At 59.9% G+C, this 15,803-nt stretch carries 13 protein-coding genes and 1 other RNA gene; 10 read left to right on the forward strand and 4 right to left on the reverse strand.

What is annotated here, in order from left to right:
- Nucleotides 1–192: 192 nt before the first annotated feature.
- Nucleotides 193–2,325 carry a glycogen debranching protein GlgX gene (gene glgX / locus ABQZ00_RS03275; RefSeq protein ID WP_115528742.1) on the reverse strand — a complete coding sequence of 711 codons (2,133 nt, stop codon included), beginning with the start codon at nt 2,323–2,325 and terminating at the stop codon, nt 193–195.
- A gap of 502 nt (nt 2,326–2,827) precedes the next feature.
- Between glgX and rimK the strand changes: the two genes are divergently transcribed.
- The 5 genes from rimK to ABQZ00_RS03300 all read left to right on the forward strand — a co-directional run bounded on the left by rimK (nt 2,828) and on the right by ABQZ00_RS03300 (nt 6,742).
- On the forward strand, nt 2,828–3,703 hold the full coding sequence (gene rimK / locus ABQZ00_RS03280; protein WP_055848862.1) for a 30S ribosomal protein S6--L-glutamate ligase: 876 nt from the start codon (nt 2,828–2,830) through the stop codon (nt 3,701–3,703).
- Nucleotides 3,704–3,806: 103 nt separating this feature from the next.
- Nucleotides 3,807–4,391 (forward strand): hypothetical protein, encoded by a 585-nt coding sequence (locus tag ABQZ00_RS03285; RefSeq protein ID WP_323537605.1) that lies wholly within the window; start codon nt 3,807–3,809, stop codon nt 4,389–4,391.
- Between the two features lie 18 nt (nt 4,392–4,409).
- Nucleotides 4,410–5,087, forward strand: a complete 678-nt coding sequence (locus tag ABQZ00_RS03290) for a response regulator transcription factor (RefSeq protein ID WP_003490678.1) — start codon at nt 4,410–4,412, stop codon at nt 5,085–5,087.
- Complete coding sequence (locus ABQZ00_RS03295; RefSeq protein WP_161963932.1) at nt 5,080–6,414, forward strand: sensor histidine kinase; 1,335 nt, start codon at nt 5,080–5,082, stop codon at nt 6,412–6,414. Before ABQZ00_RS03290 ends, ABQZ00_RS03295 begins: the two co-directional genes overlap by 8 nt.
- Nucleotides 6,415–6,666: 252 nt before the next feature.
- Nucleotides 6,667–6,742: non-coding RNA, sX9 sRNA (locus ABQZ00_RS03300), on the forward strand.
- A gap of 416 nt (nt 6,743–7,158) precedes the next feature.
- Here the strand turns inward: ABQZ00_RS03300 and coaE are convergent.
- The 3 genes from coaE to ABQZ00_RS03315 are packed head-to-tail and all read right to left on the reverse strand — an operon-like array spanning nt 7,159 to nt 9,916.
- Nucleotides 7,159–7,773, reverse strand: a complete 615-nt coding sequence (gene coaE, locus ABQZ00_RS03305) for a dephospho-CoA kinase (RefSeq protein WP_115559111.1) — start codon at nt 7,771–7,773, stop codon at nt 7,159–7,161.
- A gap of 13 nt (nt 7,774–7,786) precedes the next feature.
- Nucleotides 7,787–8,650 (reverse strand): prepilin peptidase, encoded by an 864-nt coding sequence (locus tag ABQZ00_RS03310; protein WP_115513691.1) that lies wholly within the window; start codon nt 8,648–8,650, stop codon nt 7,787–7,789.
- 6 nt (nt 8,651–8,656) lie between these two features.
- Nucleotides 8,657–9,916, reverse strand: a complete 1,260-nt coding sequence (locus tag ABQZ00_RS03315) for a type II secretion system F family protein (RefSeq protein ID WP_323537604.1) — start codon at nt 9,914–9,916, stop codon at nt 8,657–8,659.
- A 354-nt stretch (nt 9,917–10,270) separates the two neighbouring features.
- Between ABQZ00_RS03315 and ABQZ00_RS03320 the strand changes: the two genes are divergently transcribed.
- The 5 genes from ABQZ00_RS03320 (at nt 10,271) to galE (ending at nt 15,734) form a co-directional block, all read left to right on the forward strand.
- A complete protein-coding gene (locus tag ABQZ00_RS03320; RefSeq protein ID WP_323537603.1) occupies nt 10,271–10,675 on the forward strand; it encodes a pilin in 405 nt (134 codons plus the stop codon).
- 78 nt (nt 10,676–10,753) lie between these two features.
- Complete coding sequence (locus tag ABQZ00_RS03325) at nt 10,754–12,655, forward strand: hypothetical protein (RefSeq protein ID WP_323537602.1); 1,902 nt, start codon at nt 10,754–10,756, stop codon at nt 12,653–12,655.
- On the forward strand, nt 12,652–13,110 hold the full coding sequence (locus tag ABQZ00_RS03330) for a GtrA family protein (RefSeq protein ID WP_323537601.1): 459 nt from the start codon (nt 12,652–12,654) through the stop codon (nt 13,108–13,110). Before ABQZ00_RS03325 ends, ABQZ00_RS03330 begins: the two co-directional genes overlap by 4 nt.
- 5 nt (nt 13,111–13,115) lie before the next feature.
- Complete coding sequence (locus ABQZ00_RS03335; protein ID WP_323537600.1) at nt 13,116–14,660, forward strand: NAD(P)/FAD-dependent oxidoreductase; 1,545 nt, start codon at nt 13,116–13,118, stop codon at nt 14,658–14,660.
- A gap of 96 nt (nt 14,661–14,756) precedes the next feature.
- The gene (gene galE / locus ABQZ00_RS03340) at nt 14,757–15,734 is read left to right on the forward strand and encodes a UDP-glucose 4-epimerase GalE (RefSeq protein ID WP_323537599.1); all 978 of its coding nucleotides are present in this window, start codon (nt 14,757–14,759) and stop codon (nt 15,732–15,734) included.
- Nucleotides 15,735–15,803: the final 69 nt, after the last annotated feature.

Consider the following 15,803-nt stretch of genomic DNA (forward strand, 5'->3'; position numbering starts at 1 on the left):
GTCGACGTATGTCGCGCAGCAAGATTGCAAGCGCGCCCGCGAGTTGGTGCCAGTGCGATCACCGCTGGCATGACACGGCTGCTCGCCGACACGTCCCACCTCCTCTTGCCTCGCGAACGAAACACCGCAGCGCACCCAAAAGCTCGCCGCCTGCCATGCCGGCGGACAGCGAGCCTGATTACTGCTCAATCGTTACTGATCGCTCTTGCACTCGAAGACCGACACGCTGCGCGGCGGGGCCAGGAATTCGCTGGCGCCAGCCGGCATCATGTCTACCTCCAGCGCTTCATCGGTCGACAGCACCAGCTTCCAATGCACCGGTTCATCAGCGGCCGGCAGGGTGAAGGTCACACCCTCGTGGTAGGCGTTGATGACGATCAGCAAGGTGTCGTCGTTGGCCAGCTCCTTGACCCCGGAGGTCTGCGCCTTGCCTTCCAGCAGCAGGCCAACCGAGCGCGCACCCGCATCGGTCCAATGCGCGTCTTCCATTTCGGTGCCGCCTGGATTGAGCCAGGTGAGATCGCGCAGGCCAGCCTCTTCGTTGTATTGCCCATTGAGAAAACGGCCGCGCGACAGAATCGGGTAGCGCTTGCGCAGCGCGGTCAATGCCTTGACGAAATCGGTGAGCCGGCCATCGGTCGGGTCGTTTTCCCAATCCAGCCAGGTAATCTCGTTGTCCTGACAATAGGTGTTGTTGTTGCCGCCCTGGGACTGCGCACGTTCGTCGCCGCTAAGCATCATCGGCGTGCCTTGCGACAGCAGCAGCGTCGCAAGCAGATTCTTCATTTGCCGCTCGCGAAGTTGCAGGATGTCGGCGTTGTCGGTCTCGCCTTCTTCGCCGTAATTGCAGGAGCCATCGTTGGAAGAACCGTCGCGGTTGTCTTCGCCATTGTCGATGTTGTGCTTTTCGTTGTAGCTCACCAGATCGCGCAGGGTGAAACCGTCATGCGCAGTGATGAAGTTGACCGAAGCCCACGGACGGCGGCCGCGGCGATCGAACAGATCGGCAGAGCCGGTGAACCGGGTTGCGAACTCTGCAAGCTTGCCATCCTCGCCCTTCCAGAACTCGCGCGCGTTGTCGCGGAACTTGTCGTTCCATTCCGACCAGCCCGGCGGGAAGTGACCCACCTGATAGCCGCCCGGGCCGCAGTCCCACGGCTCGGCGATGAGTTTGACTTCCGATAGCAGCGGATCCTGATTGCACGCATCCAGGAAGCCGCCACGCTGGTCGAAACCGCTCGGCTCGCGGCCAAGAATCGTGGCCAGGTCAAAGCGGAAGCCGTCCACGTGCATCTCGCCTGCCCAGTAGCGCAGCGAATCGTTGACGAACTGGATCACCCGCGAATTGCTCAGATTCAGCGTATTACCGGTGCCGGTGTCGTTGATGTAATAGCGCTTGTCTTCGGCAAGCCGGTAGTAACTGGCGTTGTCGATGCCCTTGAACGACAGAGTCGGCCCCAGCTCGCTGCCTTCGGCGGTGTGGTTGTAGACCACGTCCAAAATCACTTCCAGACCCTGCTTGTGCATGGCCTTGACCATGTCGCGGAACTCATCGCGGTGGCCGCTGGAGAGGTAGCGCGACTTCAACGCAAAAAAGCCGACGGTGTTATAGCCCCAGTAATTGCGCAGGCCCTTGTCCAGCAGATGCTGATCATCCAGATACGCATGCACCGGCAATAGTTCGACGGCAGTGATGCCCAGGTCCTTGATGTACTGCAGTACCTGCGGCTGGGCGAGACCTGCGAAGGTGCCGCGCACCGCCTCGGGCACCTGCGGGTTGCGCATGGTGTAGCCGCGCACGTGGGTTTCGTAGATGACTGTCTCGTTCCACGGCTTGAGCAGCCGCGCATCGTCGCCCCAGTCGTAGGTGTCTTCGACCACCACGCACTTGGGCATGAACGGCGCACTGTCGCGCTCGTCGAAGCTCAGGTCGCCATCCGGATGACCGACGGTGTAGCCATACAGTTCGTCGGCCCAGATCAGATCGCCTTCGAGCTCACGCGCATACGGGTCCAGCAACAGCTTGTTGTGATTGAAGCGATGGCCTTCGGTCGGCGCGTAGGGGCCGTGCACACGGTAACCATAGCGCTGGCCCGGCTTGGCATCGGGCAGATAGCCGTGCCAGATTTCGTTGGTGTATTCGGGAAGGTCGACGCGGGTTTCGTTGCCCTGTTCGTCGAACAGGCACAGTTCCACCCGTGTGGCATGCGCGGAAAACAGCGCGAAATTGATGCCTTTGCCATCGAAGACGGCGCCGCGGGGAAACGGGCGTCCCTGGCGGATGCGGGAGGGGTTGGCATAGGCCGCGCTTGCTGGACGTCGCATGGAGAGTCTCGGGTGCGCCGGCATGCCGGCATTGAGGGGACTCAAGCATTGCGGTTGTTGCTGTGCAAAACGCGTTACGGCGACACGGGTATGGCGTGATGGCGCGCCGCCGAGGCTTCGCACCATGCAGCGCGCTGTGATCTGGCTCAGCGGCGGCGTTCGCTTGTGGCGAACGCGGCACCTATCGATTATGGATGAGCACTGCGATGCCGCGTCAGCATGACAATGTGCAGTGGTGGATGCAGCGCGGCTTCCCACTGCTTGAGCGCTGCGCGTGCGCCCTGCTAGCATCGATCCGGTTGCAGCTGCGCACCCATGCGCGGTTGCAGCACGTGCCGAGGCGCTATCGCGTCTCCATCCTCGGGGCCGTCGCACACCAGTTCAACCGTTGCGAGCAGGGCACAACGTGCCCGCCCGCGCGGTCGGCCTGCAGACGTACGGGCTTGGGTCACCTCGTCATCAGACTCCGACCATGTCCAGGCCGCGCCGTGTCCCTGCTGCGATGAAAATCGCGATTCTTTCGCGCAACAGCAAGCTGTATTCGACCCGACGGCTCATCGAAGCTGGACGCAAGCGTGGCCACACCGTACGTATCCTCGATCCGCTGCGGTGCTACATGCGCATCGCCGCCGATGGCTTCAGCCTGCACTACAAGGGCAAGCCGATCACCGGCTTCGATGCGGTGATTCCACGCATCGGCGCTTCGGTCACCCGCTATGCCACCGCCGTGTTACGCCAGCTCGAATTCATGGGCACCTATACGCCCAATCCCTCGGACGCCATCCTGCGTTCGCGCGACAAACTGCGTGCGCATCAATTGCTGGCGGCGCAGGGCATCGACATGCCGGTCACCGTGTTCGGCGACAACCCCGACGACACCCAGGACCTGCTCTCCATGCTCGGTCCGCCACCGCATGTGGTGAAGTTGAACGAGGGGGCGCAAGGCGCCGGGGTGATCCTGACCGAGAAGGCCAGCGCGTCGCGCGGCGTGGTCGAGGCACTGCGCGGGCTGTATGCCAATTTCATCGTGCAGGAATTCATTGGCGAAGCCGAAGGCGCAGACCTGCGTTGCTTCGTGGTCGGCGACCGCGTCGTCGCGGCGATGCGGCGCCAGGCAGCCGAAGGTGATTTCCGTTCCAACCTGCATCTTGGCGGCACCGCTGCGGTGGCCCAGGCCACCGAGCAGGAGCAGCAGGTGGCGGTCCGTTCGGCGCGCGCGCTGGGCCTGGCGGTGGCCGGCGTCGACCTCATCCGCTCCAAGCGCGGGCCGCTGGTCCTGGAGGTCAATTCGACCCCTGGACTCGAGGGCGTGGAAGGGGTTTGCGGCGTGGATGTGGCCGCCAGCATCATCCAGCATCTCGAGGAATCGGCCCGTTGATCGGAGATCAACTGTTTTTAGCGAAAAATTAACGAAACTCTAATCCTTTGCTCGCTAGCCTCTGTCGACCGTAGCTCCGCTCTCGGCAGTGACGGTGATCGGGATGAACTTTTGGCCCAAGTGCGGTGTCGCACTTGGGCCTTTTTATGGATGGCTTGCCGCTTTTGAGGTTCACGTCTACATTCAGCTACCTACCATCGATGGAACGGCCTGCAAAGTCATGAAAGGACTACTACTGATATTGATGTGCGCAGCGCTGCCTGCATTTGCCGCGGGCAAGAAGGCTGTAGACGTTGAGGCTCAGCCTCCCTTTGCCGAACAGGCAGAACAGGTGCGTCTGGATCTGAGGAGCGGCGAGAAGTATTCGGAGCTTGGCACCGACGATCGCAGCAGGGTGCTTTCGGCCTTGCAGCGTATAGAGACTGCACTGCAGTCCCGGCCCGCCCCGGCGGAACTCACGCCTGAGTCAAAGATGGCGGTGTTCAATGACCAGGCTTTAGTCAACGCACTGTTGAGTAAGGCAGGCGAAGAGAGCCGGATGATCTGTCAGCGTGTGCGTGCAGTGGGCTCGAATCTCTCTACGACGCAATGCATGACGGCGGCCGAACGGCGCCGGCTTCGAGAAAACAACAAAGACGAATTGACGCGGATGCAACGGCAAACTGTCCAGAGGCAGCCGGGTACGTGACCAAACAACGAGGTTCCAGTGCGAATTCTAGTAATTGAAGACAACAGCGATATCGCCGCCAATCTGGGCGACTATCTTGAAGACCGGGGTCACACCGTGGACTTCGCAGCCGATGGTGTGACCGGGCTGCATTTGGCAGTGGTGCACGAGTTCGACGCCATCGTGCTCGACCTCAACCTGCCCGGCATGGACGGCATCGAGGTGTGTCGCAAGCTGCGCAACGAAGCGCGCAAGCAGACGCCGGTGCTGATGCTGACCGCCCGCGACTCGCTGGACAACAAGCTGGCCGGCTTCGACTCCGGTGCCGACGACTACCTCATCAAGCCGTTCGCGCTGCAGGAAGTGGAAGTGCGCCTCAACGCGCTGTCGCGTCGCGGCAAGGGTGTGCATACCCGCGTGTTGGAAACCGGCGATCTGGAATACAACCTGGACACGCTGGAAGTGCGTCGCCGCGGCAAGCTGCTGCAGCTTAATCCGACCGCGCTGAAGATCCTGCAGGCGTTGATGGAAGCCTCCCCGGCGGTGGTGACGCGGCAAGAGCTGGAAACCCGTGTCTGGGGCGAAGAACTGCCCGATTCCGACTCGCTGCGCGTGCATATCCATGGCCTGCGTGCAGTGGTCGACAAGCCGTTCGACGTGCCGATGATCCAGACCCGTCACGGCATCGGTTATCGCATCGCTTCGCCTGATGCCTGAAAGTAACAGCAGCGTGCGGCCCGCCCGTAGGCGTGGCCGCTACCGGCGGCGCCTGCGCAGCCGCATCATTCTGTCGTTCGTGTTGTTGGGCTTTTGCCTGACAACACTGTTCGCCTTCGCCACCAACTGGGCACGCGCGCGCGTGGAAAACCAGTTGGTCGAAGACGTGATGAATCGCAACATCGACGCTTTTGCGCAGCGGTTCTATTCCGACCCGCTGCGCAATCCCGATCTGCCCGTGCAGCAGATGCGCGGGCGTGTGGTCAAAAGCGACAAGTTCGAAGCGCTGCGCTTTGAGCAGCCAGAGTGGTACCAGTTTCCGGATGGCATCCACACCATCTCTGGCGTGGACGAAAGTGGCAACGCGTACTCGTACAAACTGGCGGTGCGCAAGACGCCCAGCGAGTGGTTCTTTCTCGCTTACGACATGACACAGACGCTGCGTGGTGAGATTCAACTCAAGCGCACCTTGATGTTGTCGGTGCTCGTCTTCAGCGGGTTTTCGTTGGTGATCGGCTGGTGGTCGGCGTCCAAGGTCATGCGCCCGGTATCGGATCTGGCGGCCCGCCTGCGCGCCTACCGTGGCGGCACCAGCGAGCCCAAACCGTTGGCAGCGCATTTCCCGGACGACGAGGTCGGCCAGCTCGCCGAAGCATTGGACGACTACTCGGCGCGCCTGACCGAAGTCGTGCAGCGCGACCGCGAATTCAACGCCGACGTCAGCCATGAGCTACGCACTCCGCTGGCGGTGATCCGCGGTGCCACCGAACTACTGCTGACCAAGCCCAATCTGGATGAGAAGGTGCTGCAGCGGCTGCAACGCATCCAGCGTGCCGAACTGCAGTGCAGCGACCTGATCGGCTCGCTGTTGCTGCTCTCGCGCAACGAACGCGGGCAGGGCAGCAGCAATGTGGCCAAGGTCGCCGAACAACTGATTGATTCGCATCGCGCCCAGCTCGGCGGCAAACCGCTGGAGCTATTGCTGGAAGGCGAGCGCGACCTGGTCATCGACGCACCGGAATCCGCCTTGTCGGTGGCGCTGGGCAACCTCATCGGCAATGCCGTCAAGTACACCCAGGACGGCCAGGTGCGCGTGCGCGTGCGCGGCGACTGCGTGGAAGTCATCGACTCCGGCCCTGGCTTGAGCGAAGAAGACGCAGCCAAACTCTTCCAGCGCGGCTACCGCGGCACTCACGCCGGCCACTCGCAAGGCGGCGGCATCGGCCTGTCGATCGTCAGCCGCCTATGCGACCTGTACGGCTGGCGCGTGAGCGTGCGCCCAGGCCAGGAGCGCGGCGTCATCGCAACGCTGGCGTTCCATCGCTAAGTCCACCGCTAAAAGCGCGCTAACGATACCGTTAAGTGAAATCTTGTGTAGGAGCTCACCTGGGCGCGAGGGCTTTACCCAGAGCCTCATCAGTAATGCCTACACCAGCAATCAATGCTAGACAGAACATGTAGTTTTTTTCAGTGGGACCACGCTCGCGCGCCGTAATTTACAAGCTTGTATTTACTTCAAGGCATCTAACGAAAGTACTGCGCAGCCGCCACACGGGCACGGCCGTTGCTCGGAATCGGCATGTCCCACGCGTGGACTCTTGTTCCGCCGCGCCGTCCACACCCAACGTACGACCGCTCGCTACGTTTTGTTGGCCGCTCTTAGCCACATGCTCTGAAAACCGGCAATTGGCAGGCTAATAAATTGCAGTGTTGGGCGGAGTTGGGTTCTTTACCTCATGTGGCCGGCGATCTCTGGCGCGAGTGCTCCGAAGCAACCGCACGCCAAAGCTAGTCGTGGCTCTGTTCCGTGTTGACGGATTTATTTGGTTATCTGCAGATGGCCGTCAAGATCGCAGCGGCGCGCCGTATCGATGTAGTCGCTCCATCGCCGCTTATCGTGGTGTTGATGAGCTGAGCTGGCGTGTACTGCGAAGTTGTATAGCGAATAAGCCAGCAGAAGCGCCAAGGCAGCCACGGCCAGTGCGCGGACAGCTTTAGCTGCAGCACTCGACAGAGCGTAACTGCCATGCCCAGCGTAACGACCTACTGCAGCTGGCAGAGATCAAGCTGACTAAGGTGACCTCGAGCATCGCGCCCGATAGTCCGCATCCAGCCTGGCCGCTGCCGCCGCAAGTTGCTCCAGCTGATCGCTATTGCATACGACATCATCGGCAATCGCCAGACGTTGGGTGCGAGACGCTTGCGCGGCAATCATTTGATCGGCCAATGCCGGCGTGCTGCCGTCGCGTTGCATCAGTCGTGCGTGTTGCAGCTCGACCGGTGCATCGACAACGAGGACGCGGTCAAGCCACGAATAGGCCGCCCGGCCGCCCGCTTCGGCCAAAAGAGGGATGGCAACGATGGAATAAGCGCCGTCCGCTGCCTGTGCCGCGCGCTGTAGCTCCGCACGAATGGCGGGATGGGTGATTGCCTCAAGCGCCTTGCGTTGGGCTGGATCGGAGAAGACGATGTTGCGCAAGGCCAGCCGGTCCAGCGTACCGTTAGGCAGCACAACGCCTGGACCAAAGCGGTCGACGATTGCATTGAGGAGCGGGCCAGGCGCAACGACCTGCCGTGCAACAACATCCGCATCGATCACCGCCACGCCCAGCTTCTCGAACTCGGCGGCCAGCGCGCTTTTGCCAGAGGCAATGCCACCGGTGAGGCCGACGATGAAGTCGCTCATCGTCGTGCTCCGGTCAACGCAGGCCTGCGAAGTGCAGGTAGCCGTCCACTAGATCATTGCCCCAGAAGAACACCACCCAGCCGGCGATGGCCAGATAGGGGCCGAACGGGATCGGCGTGGCGCGGTCGCGCCCCTTGGCCACCAGCCAGGCCGAGCCCAGGATGGCGCCGACCAGCGAGGAGATCAGGATGATCGGCAGGATGCCTTTCAACCCGCACCAGGCACCGAGCGCAGCCAGCAGCTTGAAGTCGCCGTGGCCCATGCCTTCCTTGCCAGTGAGCTGCTTGAACAGCCACCACACGGTCCACAGCGACACATAGCCGACCGCCGCACCCAGCAGGGCGGGCTTGGCCGGCATATAGAGGTTATCCATCGAGCCGACCAACCCCAGCCACATCAACGGCAGGGTCAGCTGGTCCGGCAGCAGCTTGTGGCGCAGGTCGATGCCGGACATCGCCACCAAAAAGCAGCTCAGCACGATCGCACCGAAGCCCTGCCAGCCGAAGCCGAAGCGCCAAACGCTGGCCACGCACAGGATGGAGGTGAGCAACTCGACCAGCGGGTACTGAATGGAAATCGGCTTGCCGCTGTAACGCGACTTGCCGCGCAGCATCAACCAGCTGACGAGCGGGATGTTTTCCCACCACTTGAGCTTGTCGCCGGTGACCGGATCATGGGACGGTTCCACCACGATCCCCGGCGGTGGCGGCTCGTATAGCTCCGGTAGCTCCAGGATTTCGCGCGCATCGCGCCGCCACTGCCACTCCATGCGCTTGGGCAAGCGCAGGATCACCACGTTCAGGAAGCTGCCGATCAGCAGTCCCAGTCCGGCCGCGGCAGGAAAGCCGAGACCGGGATGCTGGTCGAGAAATGCCATTACGTCTTATCCAACCACTGCGCCGAGTTTGAAGATCGGAAGATACATGCCGATGACCATGCCGCCTACGATCGTGCCAATAAACACCATGATCAGTGGTTCGAGAAGGCTGCTAAGAGCGTCCACGGAGTTGTTGACTTCTTGTTCGAAGTAGTCGGCTACTTTGAACAGCATCGTGTCCAGGGCGCCGGCTTCCTCACCGATTGCGGTCATTTGCACCACCATGTGCGGAAACAGATTCACCTGTTTCATCGCCATGTTGACTGGATAGCCGACTGATACGTCATCGCGCATCCGCATTACTGCCTCTTCATAGACCTTGTTGCCGGTTGCGCCCGCAACGATGCCCAGCGCCTCCACGAGCGGAACACCTGCCTTGAATGTCACAGCAGTCGTCCGCGCAAAACGGGCAATCGCACTGTTGTGCATGATCTGCCCGATCACGGGAACCTTGAGGATCAATCGATCAAGTCTATGCTGCATCCGCGGAGAGCGCTTGTAAGCAAAGATGAAGCCAACGATGGACCCAACTGTCACTATCAGCATCAACCACCAATAGCTGACCATGAAGCGCGAGGCATTGACGAGGAGCTGAGTGAACGCCGGCAGTTCAGCGCCGAAATTCTTGAATACCTCTTCGAACTGAGGGACCACGAAAATAAGCAAAATCGCACTCACAATGATTGCCACGGCAACCACCATGGCAGGGTAAAACATTGCCTTTTTGATCTTTCCCTTGAGGGCTTCGATGTTTTCTTTGTACGTGGCGACCGTATCGAGGACTGTCTCCAATACGCCGGCCCCTTCGCCCGCGCGGACAAGGTTGCGGTAGAGCTCGTCAAATTGAACTGGATGCTTGCTGATTGACTCATAGAGCGACGAGCCGCCCTCAATGTCAGTCCGGACTTGGCCCACCATTTTCTTCATGCGTGGGTTCTTGTGCCCCTCGCCGATGATCTCAAGCGAACTCACGATCGGCACGCCTGACTTCATCATCGTCGCCATCTGACGGCTGAAGAACGCGATATCTTTTGCGGTAATTTTCTTGCCTGCCGCTCCGAACAGCGGCTTTGGCTTTTGCTTCACCATGCTGGGCACGATGCCCTGACGGCGCAGCTCTGCTCGCAACATATTGGCGTTGCGGGCTGTCTGCTCTCCCTTCATCTTCACGCCACGTTTGTCAGCCCCTTCCCAGATGAAGGTCTGCAGCAGGCTGGTGTTCCGGTCGACCGGTTGCTTCTTGATGGCGCTACGCGCGACTGACATATTTAGCTCCCCATCCAGCCATCCCCAGGCCGGAATTTGTGTTGATGGTAGCGTGTTTGATTGAGAAGGACATCACTGCGAGTCGCCGCCAGTCGATTGACCTGTTCGGGGCCACATGGCGGTCAGAATGTGACCTGACGCGTCACATCGTATTTGCCGTCGCAGTTGCAAAAAAGTGTGCTTCCATCTGCGGAAATGCCTGGCATCATCTGCTCCGGGGAGCGAAACGAGCTGATCATTGATGGTTGGCATACAACCTGCATGTATCAATTCGCACAACACGCCCTGCCTGAACGCACTGAGCGTCCAGGCCGGAGATTTCGGCAGTTCCATAAACCTCTAGGGGATGTACTCATGAAGAAGCAGCAAGGCTTTACACTTATCGAATTGATGATCGTTGTCGCGATCATCGCCATCTTGGCTGCAATCGCTCTGCCGGCTTACCAGGACTACCTGATCAAGGCGCGTGTCTCTGAAGTCATGCTGGCGGCTTCGTCGGCCCGTACCACTGTCGCCGAAGCTGCTGCTTCGGATACCGCTACCGCAATGCCGGCGACCGTTTCTATTGAAACCCAGTCTTCCAAGTACGTCTCTGGCGTCACCTATGCATCTGGCGTGATTACTGCGACCGGGCAAGCTTTAGGCGGCACAGCAACGGGCAATATCACCCTGACTGGTGCGAAGAGCGCAAATGGCCAGGTCGTCTGGACGTGCAGCGGCTCAATCCCGGCTAAGTACCGTCCTGCTACCTGCCAGTAATCTCGCAAGAATGACGCGTTAGATGCTACACAAGAACCCCGCTCTTGCGGGGTTCTTTTTTGGATGTGAACCTTGCACATGTTGACGCTGCGCAGGATCGCGCCCTGGTGCTTTGCGCTGGCGTTGATCGTCTATCTAAGGCCCTACACCGGCATTCGCCACGACGCGACGCTCTACCTGGCGCAAGCTTTGCGCCTGATTTCGCCGGACATCTTCAACCGTGACCTGTTCTTCGTCGCGGGCAGCCAAGCCAGCTTCACGCTGTTCCCCCAGCTGCTGGCGCTGCTACTAGCTCACGTAGAGCCGGGCAAGGCCTTCTTGGTGCTGACCTTCGTCAGTCGCTTGCTCTTCTATGCTGCCAGCGCCTGGAGCGTGCATGTGCTGTTCCCGGCACGCTGGCGCTGGCCCGCACTGTTGGCGTTGATCGTCATGCCCGCCGGCTATGGCGCATTCAGCATGTTTTCGTATGCCGAGCCTTTCCTGACCGCGCGACCTGTTGCCGAAGCCCTATGCCTGCTGGCCATTGCGGCGCTGGTGCGCGAACGGATGGCTTGGGCAGTTGCCTTGTTCGCTGCTGCGGGGTTGCTGCATCCCCTGCAGGCCATCGTCGCTGTGCTGGTCGCTTGGTGTTGGCTCGTTTTGGGCGACCGCCGCTGGCTGTGGTCATTGCTGCTGGTGGTGCCTGTGCTGGTCCTGGCAGCATTGAAGGTCGGGCCCCTGGCTGGCCTGTTGCTGGTGATGGACACGCAATGGCGCAGCATGATCGATGATGTGGGCGACCAGGTGTTTCTGGGCGCCTGGACGCCGCGCGACTGGTGCATCGTGCTGGCGGATGTCTATTTGCTGAGCCTGCTGGCCCAGTGGAGTGGTCCCAACGCGATGTTGGGCCGGCTTGCCAAGGCAGTACTGCTCGCCACTGTACTTGGCCTGGGCCTGAGCTTCCTGCTGGCTGATGTCTTGAGGCTGATCCTGCCCATCGGTCTGCAGCTATGGCGCGTGCTGTGGATAGTGCATTGGTTGGCGGCGGCGTCGATCCCGTTCCTGGTCTGGGATCAGTGGCAGCGAGGGGGGCGCCACTGGATTGCTCCCTTGCTGGTGGTCACCATTGCCGTGATCGGTGCCAGCGTGCCACGCAGCACTTTGCCATGGGCGGTGCTGGGACTGATCCCGCTGCATATGGTCTGGCCGCATGTGGCTGATCGGGTGAGCTCCCCCATTCGCTACCTGCTGCTGGCAGGATTGAGCGTGGCGATGGTCGTGGCCACCGTGCGCTACCAGCTGCAGATGTGGGCGGTGTACGAGATGACTGGGCGCAATCCGGAAGTGGTTCGCCAGGACGTAATGATCTTCGCCTACCCGCTGATCTGCGGCGGGCTGGTCGCGTTGGCCGTCTGGGGTTACCGCACCAGCGGGCCGAAGGTGCAGGCGTTGATGGGTGTGCTGTCTTTAGTTGCCTTGGTGGGCGCGCTTAGCGCGTGGGATTCGCGCAGCCCGTGGACCCGCGTCCAAGAGTCCGCCCATGGCACTGCGGTGTTCAGTGAAGACATCCCGCGTAATGCCAGTGTGTTCTGGTTTGCCAGCGAGGCCTCCCCGCGTGCGGCCTGGCTGGTACTCCGGCGTGCTAATTACTACAGCCCACAGCAGTTGTCGGGGCAGATGTTCAACCGGCAGACGGCGCTACTGGGCAGGCAGTTGAGCGCCCAAGTAGAACCGGTGACGCTGCAGTCCGAGATTTGCGAGGTGATGGCGAACGTGCAGGTGGACGCAGAGCCTTGCAAGATCAGCGAGCCTGGTCTGGAATATATGTGTACGCGCCATGGTGATCTGGTGCCGCCTGATTACTTCGTATTGCCGTTCGACCAGGAAACGCACGTGCGCAGCAGTTGGCAGGTGCGTCACCCACGCACAGGCAAAGTGATTGCCACGGAGTACTTGTACAAGTGCTCTGACTGGGTGAAGTCCGAGGACGGAAAGGCATGAGCAAGCAACCTGCAGCGAAGGTTGCTGTGCCCATCGCCACGGGGCGTAGATGGTCAGCCGAAGGTGGCGGTTATGTTCTGGCTTCGGCTGTTGCGTTGTTGGCTGACCTTTTTGTTTTTGGGTGGTTCGCCCGATGCGGCTGGGGCTGGTACGGTGCTGCCACCGCTGGCTTCTTGGTTGGCAGCTTGGTGGCCTACATTATTAGCGTGCGCTGGGTGTTCGTCGCACGCAGCTTTCATTCGCGCTTAGCCGAAATAACAACCTTTGTGCTGATCGGATGCCTGGGCTTGCTAGTAGTGCAGGGAGTAATGTGGTTGAGTATCGAGTTGCTTGGCATGCCGGGGGGCATTGCTAGGCTGGTCGCGGTAGGTTTTTCATTCACCTCGAACTTTGTACTGCGCAAATTGATTCTTTTCCGGCCACGCACGCGTGGGCGGGTTATTGGGGAAGGGTAAGTTGCATGAGTAAGCATGTAGTCATTATCGGTGCCGGACCGGCAGGGCTGACGGCGGCGCTGGAATTGATTGGCCAGCCTGGAGTGAAAGTAACGGTATTGGAGGCAGACGATTGCGTCGGTGGAATATCGCGTACGGTCAAACACAATGGCAATCGCATCGATATTGGTGGGCACCGTTTCTTCTCGAAGTCGGATTGGGTGATGCAGTGGTGGACCAATTTGATGCCGATCGAACACGCAGGCGATGTTCCTTTGAATCTACGGTACCAGGGCCAGACGCGTGATGGTCTGCCGGCCGGAGTTGCCATGGCCAATGGAGCCGAACCAGCCGCAATGCTGATTCGTAATCGCCTGTCACGGATCTATTTCAATCGGCGTTTTTTCTCGTATCCGTTGAAGTTGAACTTGGATAGTTTTCGTAATCTTGGGATTGGCAAGTCCGTGTTGTTCGGTTTCAGCTACCTGCGCGCGCAGCTCAGCAAGATTGAGCCGGAACTTAGCCTGGAAGATTTCCTGATCAATCGTTTCGGTCGACGCCTGTACGGCCAGTTCTTCAAGGAATACACAGAGAAAGTGTGGGGAGTTCCCTGCAACCAGATCAGTGCTGAATGGGGAGCGCAGCGCATCAAGAGTCTGTCGATCACCAAGGCGGTACTCCACGCACTGCGTGGCATGCTGGGCCTAAACGGCAAAGTGACGCAGACCTCGCTGATCGAGAATTTTCTTTACCCTAAACACGGCCCCGGTGAGATGTGGGAGACCGCGGCGCAGGTGTTCCAGACGCGCGGCGGTACGCTACTGATGAAACACAAGGCTGTGGGCCTTGACCTGGATAAGGGGCAAGTGCGGACTGTGACTGTGCAGAATGCTGCGGGCGAGACGGTAACTATTGACTGCAGCCACGTTATATCGACGATGCCTGTACGTGACTTGGTCGCTGCATCGAGACAGAGCTGGAGCGAGGACATCGTTGCAATCGCTGACAAGCTGCAGTACCGAGACTTCATTACGGTGGGACTGCTGTATCAAGCCCGTGAGTTGCCGCGTGCATTGGGCGACAACTGGATATACATCCAGGAGCCGGGCGTGAACGTAGGGCGCGTACAAATCTTCAACAACTGGAGCCCGTACATGGTCAAGGACGCGTCCATGGTGTGGATGGGACTAGAGTTCTTCTGTCGCGAAACCGACGATCTTTGGAAAATGCGTGATACCGATTTGCAGGAGCTAGCACAGCGCGAAATGCTGCAGATTGGTCTGGTTTCCTCAGCTGCTGCGCAGGACGCGGTGGTGATTCGTGTTCCCAAGGCCTACCCCGGCTATTTTGGCGATGCTTATGCAAAATTCGATCAGTTACGCACGGCGCTGGATGCGGTGCCCAATCTGTTTCTAGTGGGCCGCAATGGCATGCATCGCTACAACAACCAAGACCATTCGATGCTAACGGCTAAGGAAGCAGCCGAGCAGATCCTGACCGGCAATGTGGATAAGAGTCGCCTGTGGTCGATCAACGTGGATGATGAATACCACGAAGAGGCGAAGGCCTGAGCATTATCCAGCCCTAAGCTCTTGACCTTCCAAGGGTTGCTTGGGTGAAGGAGCACCGGATCGTAATGATGTTTGATCGGACGTGGAGTCGAGTAGATGTGGAACATCCTTGTCTGTGGAGGGGCGGGATACATCGGCAGTCACATGGCACAGTGGTTAGCCGAACAGGGTCATGCGGTGACTGTATTGGACAATCTGTCGACCGGACACCGTCAAGCGGTCAAGTGGGGTGAGCTTATCCAAGCCGACCTGCTGGATGAGGCGTCGCTAGCCCGTGCCTTCAATATGCGCCGCTACGACGTAGTCATGCATTTTGCTGCGACTTCGCTGGTAGCTGCATCGGTGTGCGATCCGCTACCCACTTACCAGAACAACGTCATCGGTACATTGAACCTATTGGCGCAAATGCGTCGCCGGGGAGTGGATAAATTGGTGTTTTCTTCCACTGCGGCTGTGTTCGGACAGTCGCCGGTGGCGCTGATCGATGAGCATCAGCCGATGCACCCGATTACACCCTATGGTGCTAGTAAGTTGATGGTCGAGCGTATCCTCGCCGACGCGTGGGCAGCCTATGGACTGTCTTCAGTCGTGCTTCGCTATTTCAATGCTGCCGGCGCCCTTGCCGAGCATGGCATTGGTGAGGCGCATGCGTTCGAGACTCATTTGATTCCCAACGCACTCAGGGCGGCAGCTGGGCAAGCACCAGCGCTGAAAGTGTTTGGTGCAGACTATCCCACGGTCGACGGCACCTGTATTCGGGATTATGTGCACGTGCAGGATATTGCCAGGGCCCATGCGCTGGCAGTTTCTCTGCTTGAGTCCAGTCCGGGTGCCCACGATTTCAACCTGGGCAGTGAGCAGGGCTACTCGGTGATGGATATCGTCGCGGCTGCTGAGAAGGTGGTTGGTCGGTCGGTACCGTTCGAGTTGGTTGGTAGACGCCCCGGCGACCCTGCGCGACTGGTGGCCTCCAGTGCCAAGGCGCGTGAGGTGCTTGGTTGGGAGCGTAGCTGGCAGGATATGTTCGGAATTATCGAGAGTGCTTGGCACTGGCACCGTGCCCAGTCATTCTGAATGCGTTGGTTGTCATGCTAGAACGATACGCGTACGGGCGTCCTACGGTTAGTATCCTGGTTCGAATTA

This window comes from Xanthomonas sp. WHRI 10204 (genome assembly GCF_040202875.1).
GTDB lineage: Bacteria > Pseudomonadota > Gammaproteobacteria > Xanthomonadales > Xanthomonadaceae > Xanthomonas.